Annotated in this window: 22 protein-coding genes; 9 read left to right on the top strand and 13 right to left on the bottom strand. The window is 34.9% G+C overall.

Annotated features, from left to right (window positions below; all coding sequences use genetic code 11):
• Positions 1 to 167: 167 nt before the first annotated feature.
• The 4 genes from E4N66_RS07360 (at position 168) to E4N66_RS07375 (ending at position 2571) form a co-directional block, all read left to right on the top strand.
• Positions 168 to 470: a hypothetical protein gene (locus tag E4N66_RS07360; RefSeq protein WP_253727492.1), complete on the top strand. Its 303-nt coding sequence runs from the start codon at positions 168 to 170 to the stop codon at positions 468 to 470.
• Positions 471 to 596: 126 nt separating this feature from the next.
• Complete coding sequence (locus E4N66_RS07365; protein ID WP_371922462.1) at positions 597 to 1367, top strand: HEAT repeat domain-containing protein; 771 nt, start codon at positions 597 to 599, stop codon at positions 1365 to 1367.
• A gap of 33 nt (positions 1368 to 1400) precedes the next feature.
• The gene (locus tag E4N66_RS07370; RefSeq protein ID WP_253727493.1) at positions 1401 to 1610 is read left to right on the top strand and encodes a YwqG family protein; all 210 of its coding nucleotides are present in this window, start codon (positions 1401 to 1403) and stop codon (positions 1608 to 1610) included.
• On the top strand, positions 1588 to 2571 hold the full coding sequence (locus tag E4N66_RS07375; RefSeq protein ID WP_253727494.1) for a hypothetical protein: 984 nt from the start codon (positions 1588 to 1590) through the stop codon (positions 2569 to 2571). The genes E4N66_RS07370 and E4N66_RS07375 overlap by 23 nt, the downstream gene beginning before the upstream one ends.
• 39 nt (positions 2572 to 2610) lie before the next feature.
• On the opposite strand, the gene E4N66_RS07380 is transcribed toward E4N66_RS07375, so the two are convergent.
• From E4N66_RS07380 to E4N66_RS07435, 13 genes are all read right to left on the bottom strand, one after another.
• Positions 2611 to 3135: a hypothetical protein gene (locus E4N66_RS07380; RefSeq protein ID WP_253674340.1), complete on the bottom strand. Its 525-nt coding sequence runs from the start codon at positions 3133 to 3135 to the stop codon at positions 2611 to 2613.
• A gap of 11 nt (positions 3136 to 3146) precedes the next feature.
• Positions 3147 to 3953 (bottom strand): hypothetical protein, encoded by an 807-nt coding sequence (locus E4N66_RS07385; RefSeq protein ID WP_253674339.1) that lies wholly within the window; start codon positions 3951 to 3953, stop codon positions 3147 to 3149.
• 37 nt (positions 3954 to 3990) lie between these two features.
• Positions 3991 to 4206: a hypothetical protein gene (locus E4N66_RS13140; RefSeq protein WP_371921826.1), complete on the bottom strand. Its 216-nt coding sequence runs from the start codon at positions 4204 to 4206 to the stop codon at positions 3991 to 3993.
• A gap of 32 nt (positions 4207 to 4238) precedes the next feature.
• Entirely contained in the window at positions 4239 to 4943 is a 705-nt protein-coding gene (locus tag E4N66_RS07390) for a transglutaminase-like domain-containing protein (RefSeq protein ID WP_253674338.1), read from the bottom strand.
• A gap of 425 nt (positions 4944 to 5368) precedes the next feature.
• Positions 5369 to 6433 carry an ankyrin repeat domain-containing protein gene (locus E4N66_RS07395; protein WP_253727495.1) on the bottom strand — a complete coding sequence of 355 codons (1065 nt, stop codon included), beginning with the start codon at positions 6431 to 6433 and terminating at the stop codon, positions 5369 to 5371.
• Positions 6434 to 6516: 83 nt separating this feature from the next.
• The gene (locus E4N66_RS07400) at positions 6517 to 6825 is read right to left on the bottom strand and encodes a hypothetical protein (RefSeq protein WP_253727496.1); all 309 of its coding nucleotides are present in this window, start codon (positions 6823 to 6825) and stop codon (positions 6517 to 6519) included.
• 49 nt (positions 6826 to 6874) lie between these two features.
• Entirely contained in the window at positions 6875 to 7636 is a 762-nt protein-coding gene (locus E4N66_RS07405; protein WP_253727497.1) for a class I SAM-dependent methyltransferase, read from the bottom strand.
• A 36-nt stretch (positions 7637 to 7672) separates the two neighbouring features.
• The gene (locus tag E4N66_RS07410; RefSeq protein WP_253727498.1) at positions 7673 to 8524 is read right to left on the bottom strand and encodes a DUF2262 domain-containing protein; all 852 of its coding nucleotides are present in this window, start codon (positions 8522 to 8524) and stop codon (positions 7673 to 7675) included.
• 31 nt (positions 8525 to 8555) lie between these two features.
• Positions 8556 to 8750 (bottom strand): hypothetical protein, encoded by a 195-nt coding sequence (locus E4N66_RS07415; protein ID WP_253727499.1) that lies wholly within the window; start codon positions 8748 to 8750, stop codon positions 8556 to 8558.
• A gap of 19 nt (positions 8751 to 8769) precedes the next feature.
• On the bottom strand, positions 8770 to 9153 hold the full coding sequence (locus E4N66_RS07420) for a hypothetical protein (protein ID WP_253727500.1): 384 nt from the start codon (positions 9151 to 9153) through the stop codon (positions 8770 to 8772).
• Between the two features lie 103 nt (positions 9154 to 9256).
• A complete protein-coding gene (locus E4N66_RS07425; protein ID WP_253727501.1) occupies positions 9257 to 9826 on the bottom strand; it encodes a hypothetical protein in 570 nt (189 codons plus the stop codon).
• Positions 9827 to 9851: 25 nt separating this feature from the next.
• Complete coding sequence (locus E4N66_RS07430; protein ID WP_253727502.1) at positions 9852 to 10310, bottom strand: hypothetical protein; 459 nt, start codon at positions 10308 to 10310, stop codon at positions 9852 to 9854.
• 174 nt (positions 10311 to 10484) lie between these two features.
• Entirely contained in the window at positions 10485 to 11168 is a 684-nt protein-coding gene (locus E4N66_RS07435) for a hypothetical protein (RefSeq protein WP_253727503.1), read from the bottom strand.
• A 299-nt stretch (positions 11169 to 11467) separates the two neighbouring features.
• Here E4N66_RS07435 and E4N66_RS07440 point away from each other — a divergent pair, with 299 nt between their 5' ends.
• The 5 genes from E4N66_RS07440 (at position 11468) to E4N66_RS07460 (ending at position 15434) form a co-directional block, all read left to right on the top strand.
• Positions 11468 to 12511, top strand: coding sequence for a DUF6630 family protein (locus E4N66_RS07440; protein ID WP_371922406.1), 1044 nt, complete (start codon positions 11468 to 11470; stop codon positions 12509 to 12511).
• Positions 12512 to 12581: 70 nt separating this feature from the next.
• Positions 12582 to 12983: a hypothetical protein gene (locus E4N66_RS07445; protein WP_253727505.1), complete on the top strand. Its 402-nt coding sequence runs from the start codon at positions 12582 to 12584 to the stop codon at positions 12981 to 12983.
• Between the two features lies 1 nt (position 12984).
• Positions 12985 to 14076 carry a DUF6892 domain-containing protein gene (locus E4N66_RS07450; protein ID WP_253727506.1) on the top strand — a complete coding sequence of 364 codons (1092 nt, stop codon included), beginning with the start codon at positions 12985 to 12987 and terminating at the stop codon, positions 14074 to 14076.
• Between the two features lie 23 nt (positions 14077 to 14099).
• On the top strand, positions 14100 to 14582 hold the full coding sequence (locus tag E4N66_RS07455; protein WP_253727507.1) for a GNAT family N-acetyltransferase: 483 nt from the start codon (positions 14100 to 14102) through the stop codon (positions 14580 to 14582).
• 147 nt (positions 14583 to 14729) lie between these two features.
• Positions 14730 to 15434 carry a hypothetical protein gene (locus E4N66_RS07460; RefSeq protein WP_253727508.1) on the top strand — a complete coding sequence of 235 codons (705 nt, stop codon included), beginning with the start codon at positions 14730 to 14732 and terminating at the stop codon, positions 15432 to 15434.
• The last annotated feature ends 182 nt before the right edge of the window (positions 15435 to 15616 follow it).

Genomic DNA, 15616 nt, shown 5'->3' on the forward strand with positions numbered 1-15616 from the left:
AGGCACGATAAACAGTTCGGCAGAAATTCAGCCTCACTGTTTATCTTCGAGTTTTCCTTTCAGGCAAACATCGTATTATTATATATGTGTGCTTTCCGGCACACATTTGAAAAAACTTTTTTCAGGATTTAATAATCCTTGTAAAAAGTTTTTATAGGGGTAAAAAGATGAACGGAGAATTATATCTAAAAAAGGGCATACTGCAACTAAATAGAAAATTGCATGATGAAGCCTTGGAAACTTTGAATAAGGTAATCGAACTCGATGATGATCTTGCCAGTGTTACATCTGCAAAATGTATTTTAGGTGAATATTATTTTATTCATCAAAACTATGAAAAATCAAAAGAATTTTTATCATGGATTTGTGACAGACAAGATGAGCTTGAAGAAGAGTTTGACGATTTACTTTCACAAGAAATTGATACAGCCTCGGTACTGATTGATATGATGGAAAGATATAAGCTGTAAAACACAATTTGCTAAAAATATGCAAGGAGTGATATTGTATGCAAAACAATTCTTATATTCATAATTTAAAAATGGAGCATGCAGACCCTCTCCCTTTTTTTGAAGATATGTTAAAGGAAGGAAAAGATTTTACAAGAACTTGAAGCGGAGCGGTTACGCCGTCAAAATCTTACAAAAGAAGATTTGCAAAAAAAGTATGCCGAGTTACAAAGAGCCGGTTTTCCTCTTAGCGAATGTATCGGTTTTATAGCCGATTTAGGCGGCAGTAATGAGATTGCTTATCATTACGAATTGATTTGCGAAGACTGGGAGCGAGATGATCCGTTGCATTTGGGTAACAGTTTCGATAAACACGATTTAGCGGGAATTGATTTTCTTTTTGCAGCTATAAACAAAGCTTCAACCGAAAAAATACGGGTCTTCACCGCCTATCTCATTGCCGAAATTCTTGTAAGGTTGAAACATCGCGATTTTTATACGGCTGTATGCAATCGTCTTGTGCCGATACTTGTTTCGCTTACAAATACGAAGGACTGTGTTCTGAGGCGGAAAGCGTTGATAGCTGTCGGGTGGGTTGGGACAGCACAAGAGATTGGTATTTTTAATGACAGAATGCTTCACGACGAGGATAGTCTTTGCCGTGCATGGTCAGCTTCGGGGCTATGGCAATTATCATGTAACAGACTGCATAGTCAAACAATACTCCCGGATGTAAAAGATGTTTTTAGACAGGCAATCGCTGTGGAAAAAGACCTTTTTGCATGCGGCGTAATGATAGAGTCGGCACAAAGTTTATTCGGTAAAAAATGGATATCGTCTATCGCTGTTGAAAATGAAGATGCGGTAAAAATAGAAAAGGCTCGCAAATCGGCTGTCAGATTTTTAAGTAAGGATTAAATATAAGGAGGATTAAATATAAGGAGTATAATCATGAAACAAATTCCCGATTTTCTGAAAGAATACAAAACCGCTTTACAAAAATACAGGCAGCGTTCTGTAGAAATTCTTGCGACAGCCCTAAACGACAGTGAAACAACGGATATAAAAAGTTCCAAGTTTTTAGGAACCCCTTATTTGCCTGTCGGTATGGACTATCCGAAAGACAAGGATGGCAAATATGAACAAAATTTATGCAATTAACGACTTATCGGAGCTGGAAGATTTTTTACATTCTCAAAACTCTATTGAAAACATACGTGAAAAACTTTTTGCCGAGTTTTTAAAATATGCGGATTATAAAAGCGTCTCGGAGTGGAACAAGGCGGTGCGGCTTTGTGAATGTCTTGCCGTAATCGGCTGGGGAAATTATGAACCTTTGGAAGCATCAAGAAGTGTGTTTTTTAACGGTAACCCCCGCACCTTTTTTTACAACAGATTCGGAGAGCTCCGGTTTGTCGAGGCAATATGGTCAAAAAGAAAAACGGGATTTACGATGGAACAGGGTAGAACTTTCTATTACCCCGCTCCCGACCGCAAAGACAAGAAGCAATCGATGTGTTGGGATTACCTTGTAACCGAGAATATAGAAGACATAAAAATTGAAAGTCAACGCAATTGGATTCCCAAAAATCCTGTTTGGATTGTGCGCACAATATCCAACTGTTATGAAAATTCAAAACCGGTTATAGAAAGCATTAAAGAAAAACTTCAGGACGAATTAAATAAAAAGATGCGTCCCGAAAAATATGGCAAAGCCGTAAATTGCATTTTCTTAAAATGCGCTTTCAGCTATTATGATAATGCTCATTGTAAAACAAACTATATCATCGATGAATCAGGACGTAAATTATCAAGTCAAGAAGCTGCAAAAGAATTGCAGAAATTATACACAAAAGAAGAAATTTCCGAAAACGGATATTACTTGCGTCCCCGATTTCAATACGGGCCATTTAGAGCAGATACAGGCAAGATAGAGGTAGTTATACATTTTGAAAAAGAATTCAGCCTATTAACACATCGTCAGCAAAAAGAAAAACTGGCAGAGTATTTTTTAATTGCGCTTAAAACTATTGCAGAAAAACAAAAAAAGAAAATACTGAATTATGATTTTAATTTAATGATTTCCGATTTTACTGAAATAATGAAAAAATGGATGAATTAGGGAGATGTAAACATGCGCTATTCATTTCTGCCAGTCAATCTAATTTTCCTCTTGTTTTTCAATAAGATCTTGTACCACCTTTTCCAAAGTCAATAATTGAGCCATGTCTGATATATCGCTTATCCCGAAAGGATTGAAGGATGTAGCGCCTATAATTGTTTTGTATTCTTTCGGTCTTGATATAAATGATATTTTCCGGTTATCAATTCCTATATCAACCTTTAGCAATTTATCATGATTCGATTTGATTTTACAAAATGAGATTTTACCGGCTATAATTTCTTTTTCATTTTCTAAAATTCTTATATTAAGCTTATCGATATAAACAATAAATTTTTTTGCTACACTTTTACGAATTTTTTTTATAATAAGATATGATATAACAAATGCAGGTAAAAACACTAAAAATTTAAATAGCGGATGAATTTTGTAAGTAATCATTCCAGAATAAAATAACAGCAGGTAGGTTAGTAATATAGGAAACATAACGCTTATCGGAAAGCATAATCCCATAATCATTTCGCTTTTTGGTGTTCCTGCCACAAATTCAAATTTTCTCATCATGTATGTATCTACTATATTATGTTAATTTCTTTTATCAAATGATAGGTTTCTATAAAGCGAAGTTGCCAAATCTTCTTGTCGGCGGTAATTTCTTCGTATATATTCTCCAATGTATGCGCAGGCGCTAATAGTCCTAAAGAATAATCTTCAAAAACGACTTCACCTATCTTTTCAAGTTTATCTAATAGAAGTCCTAAATCTTTGTGATTAAACCAGCAATCCGTATCCAGAGCATATTTCGTATTTTGTTTCTTGCAGGCAATTTCGCTATTCAAAAAATCATCCATAGTCGGCTCATCTTTTTGCAGCAAGCGCGTACAAGCTAAATGATATTCTATTTTTCTTGGTGTCTGGTCAACATCTGAAACAAAAACGACGCCGTACTCATTCTCAAATTTAACTGCAAGCACTTCTCCCACGTTAAAATACGGATTTCGTTTAATTTTTGCCTTCGGTACCTTAATCGGTTTCTGATTTTCACTTTGCAGCTGTACTGCCAGTTTATCAAGAGCCTTCTGTCTTTGCTTTAAAGCTTTGCCGTCAATTTCAAGCCAGAAATCATCAGCACCTTTTGCAATTATTGTTAATGCCTTATTCTTTATCTTCTCAGACAAATGTCCGACCTTCCACAAAGAATAAGCGAATGCAGTCCAGTAAATCTCCGTGTAAAATGAATCTATACAAAAATTATTCTCGTCATTTAAAATATCTTCAATTATTGTGTCGATATTTTCACCGTCTTTATATCGTTCTACTATAGTATTGTAAATGTCATACCCATCGTCACTGTCTATAATTTTTACACCGTCTATTGCCATTTCTCATAATCTCCTTTAATTATATATTATCCGCTTTTCAGTGATAAAATTCCCTGTATAAATTAGGATACTCATATCCTACAGGATATTTTCTAAAAATAAGATAGACGAATACAGCCGCAAGCAAGCAGAAGAAGTTGAGGATGTATAAGTATTTAAGCGTATGGTGCCTGTGAAAAAACAACATAACGATTAAGAGGGTCATTATACCGATCGGCACATAGAGTCTGAACGTAATATAGTTATCTGTCATAGGTTTCTTTCCTATCTTTACTAACCCGTAATTCAGGTATTCCTTATTTTCTTTACATTGCAGTTCATCAAATACCTTCCTAAATGTTTGTAAGCAAAGGCTTTTATTCCTGACACTTCCTGATGATGATGTTTCAACAATTCATCAGGAGAATTCCATACTCCAAAATCTTGAACAATTCCTTCGCTCTGTATGTACGTGTTGTTCCTGTCAAAATCAATTATTGGATGCCGGAAATCTTTTACCGCAACACCATAACCGCAGAAAAAACCGGTGCAGTTTGCAAATTGTTTTTGCAGTTTTGATAAATACTTTTGATCCAGTATAAAGGCTTCAAGTTCATACCACTTATCCTCAAAATATACTTCAACCCAACTGTGAAATATATTCTTCGGCGCATTTTTATAAACAAATCCGCCCATTACTCCTTTCTGTAATTGTTTGTCTATGGTAAAACCATGAACTCGACAAGGAATTTCGCAGGCACGCAACAAAGCCATGAAGAGTGTTCCTTTTGTATTGCATTGACCGTATCCGTCCTTAAGAACTTTAGATGCGCTGATACCATCATCTGTATTATACCCGAATGCGATATCATCTCTTACAAAGTTATAAATAGCTTTAAGGCAGTCAAATTTATTTTGTTCCTTCCAATGTTTTACTTCTATTAATTTTTGAATGTCCGGATTTGAAAAATCCAGCATTGTAGTCTCTTGCAAGTATTGATTCATATCCATTTTATTTTTCCAATGCTTTCAGAAAATCGTCTATAGCAAAACATCCTTTTGCGGTATCATCACGAACCATTTTCTTACCTTCTTCTATTGCTGATGCTGTGATTATATTGGGAATATCCCTCTATTCTTAAATAGTATGTTCATTATTTCGTGCAACGTTAATATGTCGTCATTCGTTATTTATATCTCATCTTCGCTCTTAATTCTCTAAAATTTGAAATATGATATCCAAAATAGCATTTCCCCGATTTGCCTATAAAAAATTCCATGTTCCGGCCTATTAGCTATCTCGCCTAAGTAAATCATAGGCATGTCATCAGAAAACGGATATAATACCATTCATTTTTGCCGGATAAATAATACCGCACTTAGATTCATTATTTTTGCCGCCTCAAAGAACTATTTTTATAAGTTTATATTCTCAATCATCTGTTATAATTTGTTTTTCCTAAAGGAATAGGTGTCGGATTTGAAATCACCCAGAGAACTGAAAGTTCACACAAACGATCCGTTATAGCATCTTCATCCTCACCGTTTGCACGTATGCTTGAAATAAGCTCTTTGGTTTCTTCCAGATCTTTCTCAGAAAGCGGCGTACCTGAAGCAAAATGATTTGGCAGAGAATTAAGCATATTTCTATAATTCTTATCCCAGTTTACTCCGCCGTTTCTATACAGCTCATCCTGCACCCTGCCTGTTATACGGATAACTTCGCCTTGTACTGTTTTTGCAGCTCCGCTTGAAGGAATCAGCATATCCCAGAGTTCATCGTATTGCTCCTTCCAAGAACCCGCCTTTACAATAATGGGAGAAACGCCGTCATGTATCTTACGTTTTGGAGCAGGCTTTACATCAAATAGTGCATAGAGTTTTTCAAGCCCCGCTTCTGTTTCAGCCAGATAATCTTTATTAAAATTTTCTCTGTGAAATTCAAAATCCTTACCGATTATTTCGACTCTTTCCGTCATTTCAGGTACTACCTCAGCACCTGTCTTTATCAGCATTTCTGCAATTTCTGCCGCCTGTACAATATTAATATTTCTGCAAGTAGCAAGAGCTTCGGCTAAAGGAGTTCGTCCCATATCATTTTTTGCATTAACATCTGCACCTTTTTCAATCAAAAAACTTACTATCTTAGGTCGGAAAAATCCTGCTGCCGTATGCAGAGGTGTATTCCCATATGTATCAGGTTTTTGTATATCTCCTCCTAATTCATACAGCAGTTTTACAGTATCTCTGCCCAGAGTGGCATGTTTATATAATGGTGTACGCCCATAATAATCGAGTGTATTTACATCTAAGCCCTGTTCTACGAGCCAGATAACAAGTTCATCAGGAACATCGCCAAAATGAAGTGCCGTATCGAGGCTGTATCTACCGTTATGAGCGGTAAGCTCACATTTATCATAGACGGCTTTAAGAGCTTCAACATCTCCTGCTGTAATCAGTTCATCAAAATTTTTAGGTAAGGTAATTCTTTTCTTTGCCATTATTCTTCTCCTTAGTTATAATCCCAAATTATTAAGTTTCCATTGTACTATGTGGGTATCAAAAGTATTTGACACTTGTATCATTAAATAATTTCATCTATAGTTCCTTCTCCAACTTTATTTTGGCCTTCCATTATATAAAACTCAGTTCCGCAGACTAATCCGGAATAATCAACCTCTTCATACAATGGTACAACCAGACTTTTTACTAAAGTCTCAAAGTCCGCTTTCTGCCCTTCAATAAAACAAATACCCAAATATCTTGTATCTGTTTTTATCATAAAATGAGGACAATATTTTCCATTACTCAAATCAGGCGGTAAGCTTCTCTTTCCTCTATAAAATTTTACAGTGCAGACCAAAGTGAAATCAAAATTATCATGCCGATTCATATTAATCTCCTATAGCTTACTGTTTTACTCAAAAACAAACTAAAATTTATTATTTCTTTTTAGCCGCAAAATAATATCTATGAATTTTCCCTTTAATTATACCTTCTTTATCAAGAATTTCCTGTGCTTTAAAAAGGTTGTTTTGATATTTCTCCACTTCAAATCCGGGAAATTCCCAATCAATAATTCTAGCAAACCAAACCAGTGCACCTACATCATAAAACTCTATCGGTCTGTAGACTTCATCTTCTTCCACAATGTCAAATCCGTTATCAGCAAATTCCTGTCTTGCAATATTTAAATAAGCTTCCGGAAACGGAATTTCAACATCACCTATCAAAAGCTCTACAAGTTCCCTGTCATTTTCTGCACCGACTTGCTGCGTAAGAAATACACCTCCGCTTTTAAGAGTTCTTTTAATCTCTTTTATATTATATTTACCATGTCTGTTAGTAATAATGTCAAAGTAATTATCTTCAAAAGGAAGAATATCGCCTCCGTCACATGATTTAAAATCTATTCCTAAAGGAAGAAGTCTGTCCTCACATATTTTGATGTTTTGTTCATATCCTTCAATCGCAGCAGTATGTTTAGCGTTTACCATAAAAGACAAAAGAAATTCGCCGCCTCCAGTTTCCATGTCCAATAAATAATCTGTATCATTCAAATGGGATTTTATAATATTTTCAAAATCCCATGGGAGATCATCCTCTTCTTTATATCTTCCTCTAATATGTGAGAAATCCCAGCCTTTAATATGAGCTATTTCCTGCTCATGCAACCATTGATTTATAAGCACTTGTTTTTCCATTTTTTCCTTTCATTACCATAAATATCAGTATATGTTTTATCCCTCAATATCAGCCGATACAACGCCCTTCTTTAAGCTTCCGCAGACTGTGATACAATGCCCGAAGAAAAGGTCGTCATCATCAAAATAGGCAGCAAATGAACCGCCTGATATCATACAAATCAAACTTAGACTAATTCTTTTTGCAAAACTTTCTTCTGTAATTTCAGAAGTTTCATTATCAGATTCTGCCCATTCGTAGGCAAGTTTTGTAAGCTTTTGGGCAGCAAAACTACGCAGGTCCACGTCCCATTTTTCCTGTTCTGACACCATTGTTTTCAGAGCTTTTTTTGCCTTTGTTATTTCCCCCTTATTATCCTTATCTACATCTAATATAATATTTATTTTTCTATCCTGCCAAATAATACTTCCTTGAAAACTTTTAAGAGGCTTATCATAAATCAGTTCACCTAATATATCATCTTGTAAAATTATAGGTTTTCTATACTCTGCAAGTATTTCTTCCAATTCCTTACAAGCCGCATTTTTTTCAAGAACTTCCACAACTAAAAAATGTTTTTTTGTCGGTAGTACACCGTTTGGAACTTCCTCAGGAAGCTTTGCACGCACCTTTAATTTGTAAATGGTTTCGTCTTCAAATTGATATGGCAAATTTTCTTTATCTGTGACAGGAAATACTATACGCCCTTCTTCTTTATGCAGTTCACCTGTTTCACAGTCCACATAAGCTAAGAAATAAGCAGCCCAGTCCCAAAAACCGTTTCTCAAACTTCCGCCGCCGCCTTCGTGTCTTAGAACAATAGTCTCTCGTTCCTTTTTCTCAAAAGAGTCTTCCCATTCTTTTTGTGTCATTTTATTTCTTAGCCGCATGTATTCAATTAATTCCATTAAGTCCTCCAATCAATCTGTCTTAATATTTTTATACTTCTTCTTCGCTTAATTCTCTAAAATTTGAAATATGATATCCAAAATAGCATTTCCCCGATTTGCCTATAAAAATTCCATGTTCCGGCATATTAGCTATTTTGCCTAAGTAAATCATAGGCATGTCATCAGAAAACGGATATTCAAAAGATATTTCATCTTTAAGAGTAACCAACGTTTTTTCTTTCATTGTGTAAGTGCTCAATTTATTACTCCATTTGAAATGCGATTTTGTATTTTGAGTTCTTTAAATTTGGAAAGCCATATTCCTCTAATCGATTTAATGTTTTTTGAATAGATTCGGTTATATTGTTTTTACTAATAAGTAAATTGCTTACAATATATATAATACCATTCATTTTTGCCGGATAAATAACACCGCACTTAGATTCATTATTTATAATACGGAGCAGGTAAACATCATATTTTGTTTTAACATAGAAATCAAACTCTTGATTATCATAAATCTCCTCCGTGATCAGGTGGACTGGAGCTACGATACAGTCTTTCATTTGAAAACTATCATTTCCAAAATGTGCTTTACAATTGTGTTTTCGCTTTATTCTTTCTATCCATTCAGTAATCATTATCATACCACGACATCCGGTTTAATAAATCAATCTTATTTTGCATTCCAATTATAGTAATTCATAATTATTCTCCCATATTCACATAACAGTCAGTTCACTACTTGATTTAAACTCCGACAAAGGACTGTTTTATTTCAGACAGCTCTTTTAACTTTCTTTCCAACACCGCCGGAGCCATTCCGTTTTTGATTGCAATTTCATAATACTTATCAAATTCGGGATGATTATTTTGTTTTACAACCGCTAAAAGTTCTGCAAAATATCCCCAAACGTTATTATAGCTTTTTGTTGAAGTATAATCTTCTCTTTTCGGCATCCACTTGAGTTTTACAAAGAATTTGTAAAGTATCTTACTCCACGTTTCTACATCATCATCATAGCAAAAAAACTTGGTCTCAAACAGACTGCCGAAACGCCTGTCCCAAAATTTTACATTGTCAGGCAAATACCAGGTGTTGCGGGTATCGCGGCATATCAACTCTGTTATTATTCTTTCAAGTATTTCGGATGGAAAACCTCCGGCACAATCGTAACTTCCGGCAACTGAAGTTTGAGCCGCTTCCTCTTTCAGTTCCTCATAGGCTGTGCTGCTATCAAGCAACAACAAAGCAATTTGGGCACGGTGACCAAATGCTTTTCCTGCGCTCAATATCCTATATTTCTCAATCTCGTTCATAGTTCCTCCGCTCGCCTAACTTTTCCTATAATCCGAATTTTTCCCAGTCCTTAAGCGATTCAATAACAGGTATCCAACTATCGATTTCAAATTTTTCCTGTTCATAGGGTTCAGTATATCCATCCACTATTAATATTCCACTGCATTGGATATGAGCCTTGCTATTCCTTATTTCAAGAATTTTTAATTTGTATGAAACCATCGGTTCGTGTTCATAAATGTAAAATGAATCTTCTCTGTCATCGCTTTCTTCTATTGTCATTACAGAAAAGGATTCTCCAATTAATTCTGCTGCTGAGTTTTTGTTTGTACCTATCCAATTTATGCAAATAGAAGGTGCTATTGTTTCGCCCCTAAAATTACCTTTAGCAAATCCGACATCCACTGACCATGATGCAGATCCATCTTCTTTTAAATACATCAGACAGCTCTGTCTTCCGTTCCAGTCATCTTCAAACGTATGATTTTCTCCGATCTTTAGCATTTGTTACCTCCCTTTTACTGATAGTATATGTCATTCAATGCTGATTTATTTGAAAATTCCTTGTAACCATTTCACAATATCATCCGTCGTTTTATCACACGATAATACCAATTGATTACAATCATTTTCAGCTCCTCCTCTCATTTCTCTGAACGATTTGTAAAATACATCTATTCATCCTGCAATCAATTCCGATAATTCAAAATCTGATAAAACGGAATCCGTATATAGTTTTCTCAACAAATTGTCATCGAATTTCATAGAGTAATATTCTGTAACAAATTCTCGAAATCTTTCATACGAATCGAAAGCATATCCCAATAGCCAATAACCTCCATCATGTTCATCTGTTTGATTTTGGTGAACTTCCCCATCATACCAAATGAAAAATGTCGTTTCTGCCCTTTCGTCTACTGAAAAAAGATTCATCAATTTCTCGTCAAGCCCTTCGTACATCTTGTCTATAATACTTTGATTCCATTCGTCGGCAGCAAATTGGTTCAGACTGTTTTCATGCGCAAAGCCTTTTACCAACACCACTGTTTCCGTAAAGATTACAGATAACGAATCTCCTGCTCCGTTATCAATAACATATTTGAGATTCGAGTCGAGTTTCTTCTTTCTTACCAATCGCAAGTCGTCTTCCGACGGGTCAGTCAAAGCATTATCAAAAATATATAGCGCCTCCAATCTTGTATGCATATTATCCCAATCCATATACTTCATATCGTTTCTCTTCCGTATTTCTTTGTTGTATCTCTTTTGTGAAAATAATGCACTGGCAGAACGTTCCGGCTTATCGATTGATAAGTCATTCCTTAAATATCGATAATCAACATTTCCATAACTACATTCCATGCACAATTCTCATTTCATTACATATTTGACACTATTCTATCCTTTTTAAGGTGTTTTTTCTACTGTCAGATTTTCATCGCCCCTCTTAAAAACGACAAGGAAAAATGATACAATAGAATATGAAAGGAAGAGGATTAGTTGATGAAGAAGCTCGGTTGAAAGGATTAAGTATACTTAGGATTCGGGCTTGAACCATCAAAGAAATAATATAATGATGAGCAATACAGGTACGGTCTTGAATATTACTGAATACATAGAAGATAAGATTAATTTATAAATCAAACAATAAGGAGAGAAAAATGAATAAAATTTTTTTTAATAAAATTTCTGACAAACAGCTGAACGGAACGCATAATAAAAAGAACGGAAAAAATATCGGCCGAACTGTGTCGTGGGTGTACTACAAAGACGAAAAACTCATAGGCGGGTCGGCATTTAATATACAACTCTTTCGGCAGATATTGGAAAACAATGCAAAGTTTTCGAGTCAGGCTCAAGAAATGATAGAGACACAAATTAAAGAACAAAATATTTTTGATTGTATTTCACTTAAAAGCTCAAAATACACCAATCGCTTTTACGAAAATGGCGGCCATAGGGCATTTATACCCGAAAGTATCTGTATGGTTGATTATTGTAAAGATGAAATCTTTGCCGTTGTGAGAATCGGAGAGCGTTGTGAAATTGTTTCTTATGATTATGACATCACAGGCAAGAAGGGACAAGAGTGGTTCAATTTTATAGGAAAGAATAACCCTGTTTTTGATAAAAAAATCATTGAGAATATAAAAACGGTTTTAACGCAATACGGACAACTGCAAATAAAAATACTTGAAGAAGAAGACAGACGTATTTTTGAGGAAAAAGAAAAACTTGCTTGCCGGAACAAAAGCTTACCTGCCGATACGGAACAAACTTTTTTATCGCTTTGCAAATTACTCGGCATATCTCCGCAAAAAGCCAAGAAAATATACCATACAGCATTAGAGCAAGAAGATATTTGTGTCTCTTTGATAAACGATTTTATAGATTTGAACTATTTGGTAATGTTCGATTGGAAGGCGGATGTGGGAGATATTGTATACGGTTACAATCTATTAGCAAAAAAGATAAAAGCGAATATGCTTCACTTGGATAAAGATACGGAATTTGAACCGCCGGAAGTTTTCCGTAGACTTGCTTCGATGAGTGACAAGGTATTATATCTTATCGATACAAATAGCGATTGCTATATTTTAGGTTTGTCAGATAAAGAAAATAGAGAAAAAATCATAAGTGCTTATAAACAACTGTTCAGCCTGCTTCAATCTGAAAATACGATTGAAATTGTGAACATGCTGTAATCAACACCCCCGACGCAGAGCGTTGCCGATGACGGCGGGTATTAAACCCTCCGCACGAATAAAGGAAAGAATGAAACAAGTAATTGCATTTTCTATATTTATATTCATTACTTTTGCACTATCTGCTGATGGAAAGGACAGCTTTATGACTATTTCAAAACAATGTATCATAAACCCTGACGGTATTGTGTCAATGCAGTTTTCCAATAATACGGATACAGCCTTACGAACAATTAAGCATGATGATATAAAGGCAATAACGGATATTTTAAATACTGCAAAACATGATGATGAGAGTAATGATGGAAAGATGTTTAAAATGACTGCACCTCATTTAAGAATAGTAATACAATATAGTGATGACAGTGAAGTAAAGATCCAATTATGGGATGCGCTTATGTATGTTAATAAAACATGGTATAAAATTGACATAAGAGCTATTAAAGAAATATTATATGGTAAGGAGTTATAAAATGAGTATTATAAAAAGCAGGGAATCAAATAAACAGGATAAACAGCCGGCTATGCCGCAACAGAAACTTCATATCAATTTAACTAAAAACGGTTTGTATATTAATGATGAGTTTATTGGAAACCTATCAATAGATATTCTTGCGGAGAAATTCGGTGAATATAGAAAAGTATTGCGTAAGCCGCCTGATGGAACAGTAAGTAAAGATGATTTAGAGGAAATATATATCTGGGATAATATAGGAATAAAGAGTTTTGTTTCCAAAGGACGTATCAGCGAACTAGACATAAGAATATGTGAAGATAAGGAATGGGAGAAAAAAGTAAATTTTTCGTTTTTCGATGTAAATCCAAAGCAGGTGTTTCCCGGCATTTTTACGATAAACGGTAAAACTATTTTGGAAGCTATACCTCAAAAAACATTGAGAGATGCTTATATATTTTTAGAAATGAAAGTGGGAAATTGGAAAATAAATTGCTCATTGTCGAGTAAATTAAACTCGGTTCTGGGCGCAATATCTTTTCAGGAACGTTTGAGAAAATCAAAAACCGATGAGATAGCCGATTTGGTATGTGCCGAACCTGAACCTATACGGGATATAAGTTTTTGGTATAAACCGCCGAGGGTGTCGAGCGGTAAATGGGCGCTGCCAAAGGTAAAAGGTGAAGTACTGACATTTACAAACTTCAATTTTAAACTTGCTGTTATCCAAGAGCTGATGTACAAACAAGAACTGCTTAAACCGAAATTTGATGTATATGATTTTTGCAATGATTATGCAAAAAAAGAAATAGATCCCGATGATTACTACGATAAAATGATACCTGAAGTAAAAAGCTGGTTTCAGCAATTGGAAATTCCTGCTGAATTGGCCCCAAAGGTAACACAGCTGTTTCTTGATGGCGGAAATGAAATTAATATGCAGCTTATTCCGCAATGGGATGGCGAGGATAACTTATTTGATATTAAATCTATTTCCGATGAAGAGTTGGCACAGTTTCCAAACTTAAAACTTATTGACGGCACTGTTATTTATATTTCCGAAAAAGCAAAGAAAAAACTTATCAAGAAAGGAATTAATATTGCAGAATAAATTTAAGTTACAAGGGATATATTATGCTTCATTTGGAAAAAGTAAACGGGAAAAACATTTGGGATATTCTGAAACTGCGGGTATTGGAAACCCAGAAAAGCTTTGTTGCTGCCAATGATATAAGCATCATTGAAGCCTATATTACAATCACCGCAAATGGTTATGCATTTCCATTCGGGATATATGACAATGAAACACCGGTCGGTTTTTTGATGATCGGTTTTGATGTTCATGACGATTGGATTGATGCACCTGAAATAGCAAAAGGGAATTATAATCTTTGGCGTCTGATGATTGATAAAGCGTATCAAAACAATGGATTTGGAAAAGAAGCAGTTAAATTGGCTCTAGATTTTGTTAAGACTTTTCCTTGCGGAAAAGCTGAATATTGTTGGTTGTCTTATGAACCTGAAAATCAGGTTGCGCGTAAACTATATAACTCATTCGGTTTTGTTGAAACAGGAGATATGGATGGAGAAGAACTTATCGCAGTGTTAAAGCTATAATATAAAATAGAAGATAGATTATAAAATGCAGAATATTCTACAAGAATGTTGAAGGCAATTTTGGGGTACTTTTAAAAATCAAACCGAGTATTTTTAAGATATCTGTTGATTAACTAATCATCAACACTTTAAAAAAAGGAGCTGTTTATGCCAAATGCAGTGAATACGAATATATATCAAAATCGTGTAAAAGAAGCAATGCCGCTATTTACACAAGAAAATTATGATGAGAAAGAAGTTATGGAGTTCGTAGGAAGAACAGGGAAATATCGTATCGATATAAACCGGTATGTAGGAAGTACAGGTAAATACAATTTGAAAGGAAGCGCATGCTCCTTTTTTAATAATAACATATTATTGAAAACGTGGTATTGTATTGATAATTCTGCTGAGTTTTATCGGCTCATAACACATAAAAACGGTAAAGACTACTTACTTTTTAGGCAGGATTTGTACGGATATAGTGTATTGGATATTGAAACTACGCAAATAATGCACTTTTTTCCGGACTATTCTCTTAATACGGGAGAAACATTTATTTGGACGGATGTATATTATAATCCCATAAACAATATACTGGCTGTATGCGGATGCTATTGGGCTTGTCCTAATAGTGTGCAGCTCTTTACGTTTGATGATCCGATCAGTGAAGTTCCCACGTTTATTGATATAATTTCTTGTCTTGACGGAGATTATGATGTATATGACGAGATAGACTTTATAAAATGGAAAGACGGCGACTTACATATAAGACTAACATTAGTAGAAAACGGAACCATCGAATCACTTATCATACCACAAGAAAAATATACGGCGTGGCTTTGTGATAAAACTGTCGCCAAGAATTTATAAAAAGGATAATGCTACGGCTAAAGATGTTGATAGGAGGTAAGCTATAAACTATTCCAGCATATATGGCGACAGTGACGAGCGTAATCTGTATTTCGATATGGGCGATAAAATAAAAATAGATTATTGTGAAGCATGTAAGATGGTATTAAACCGTGATGAAGCAATTTTACAAGCGGCAAAGA

Origin of the sequence: Treponema sp. OMZ 857, from assembly GCF_024181085.1 — a bacterium.
In the GTDB taxonomy this organism is placed as follows: Bacteria; Spirochaetota; Spirochaetia; order Treponematales; family Treponemataceae; genus Treponema.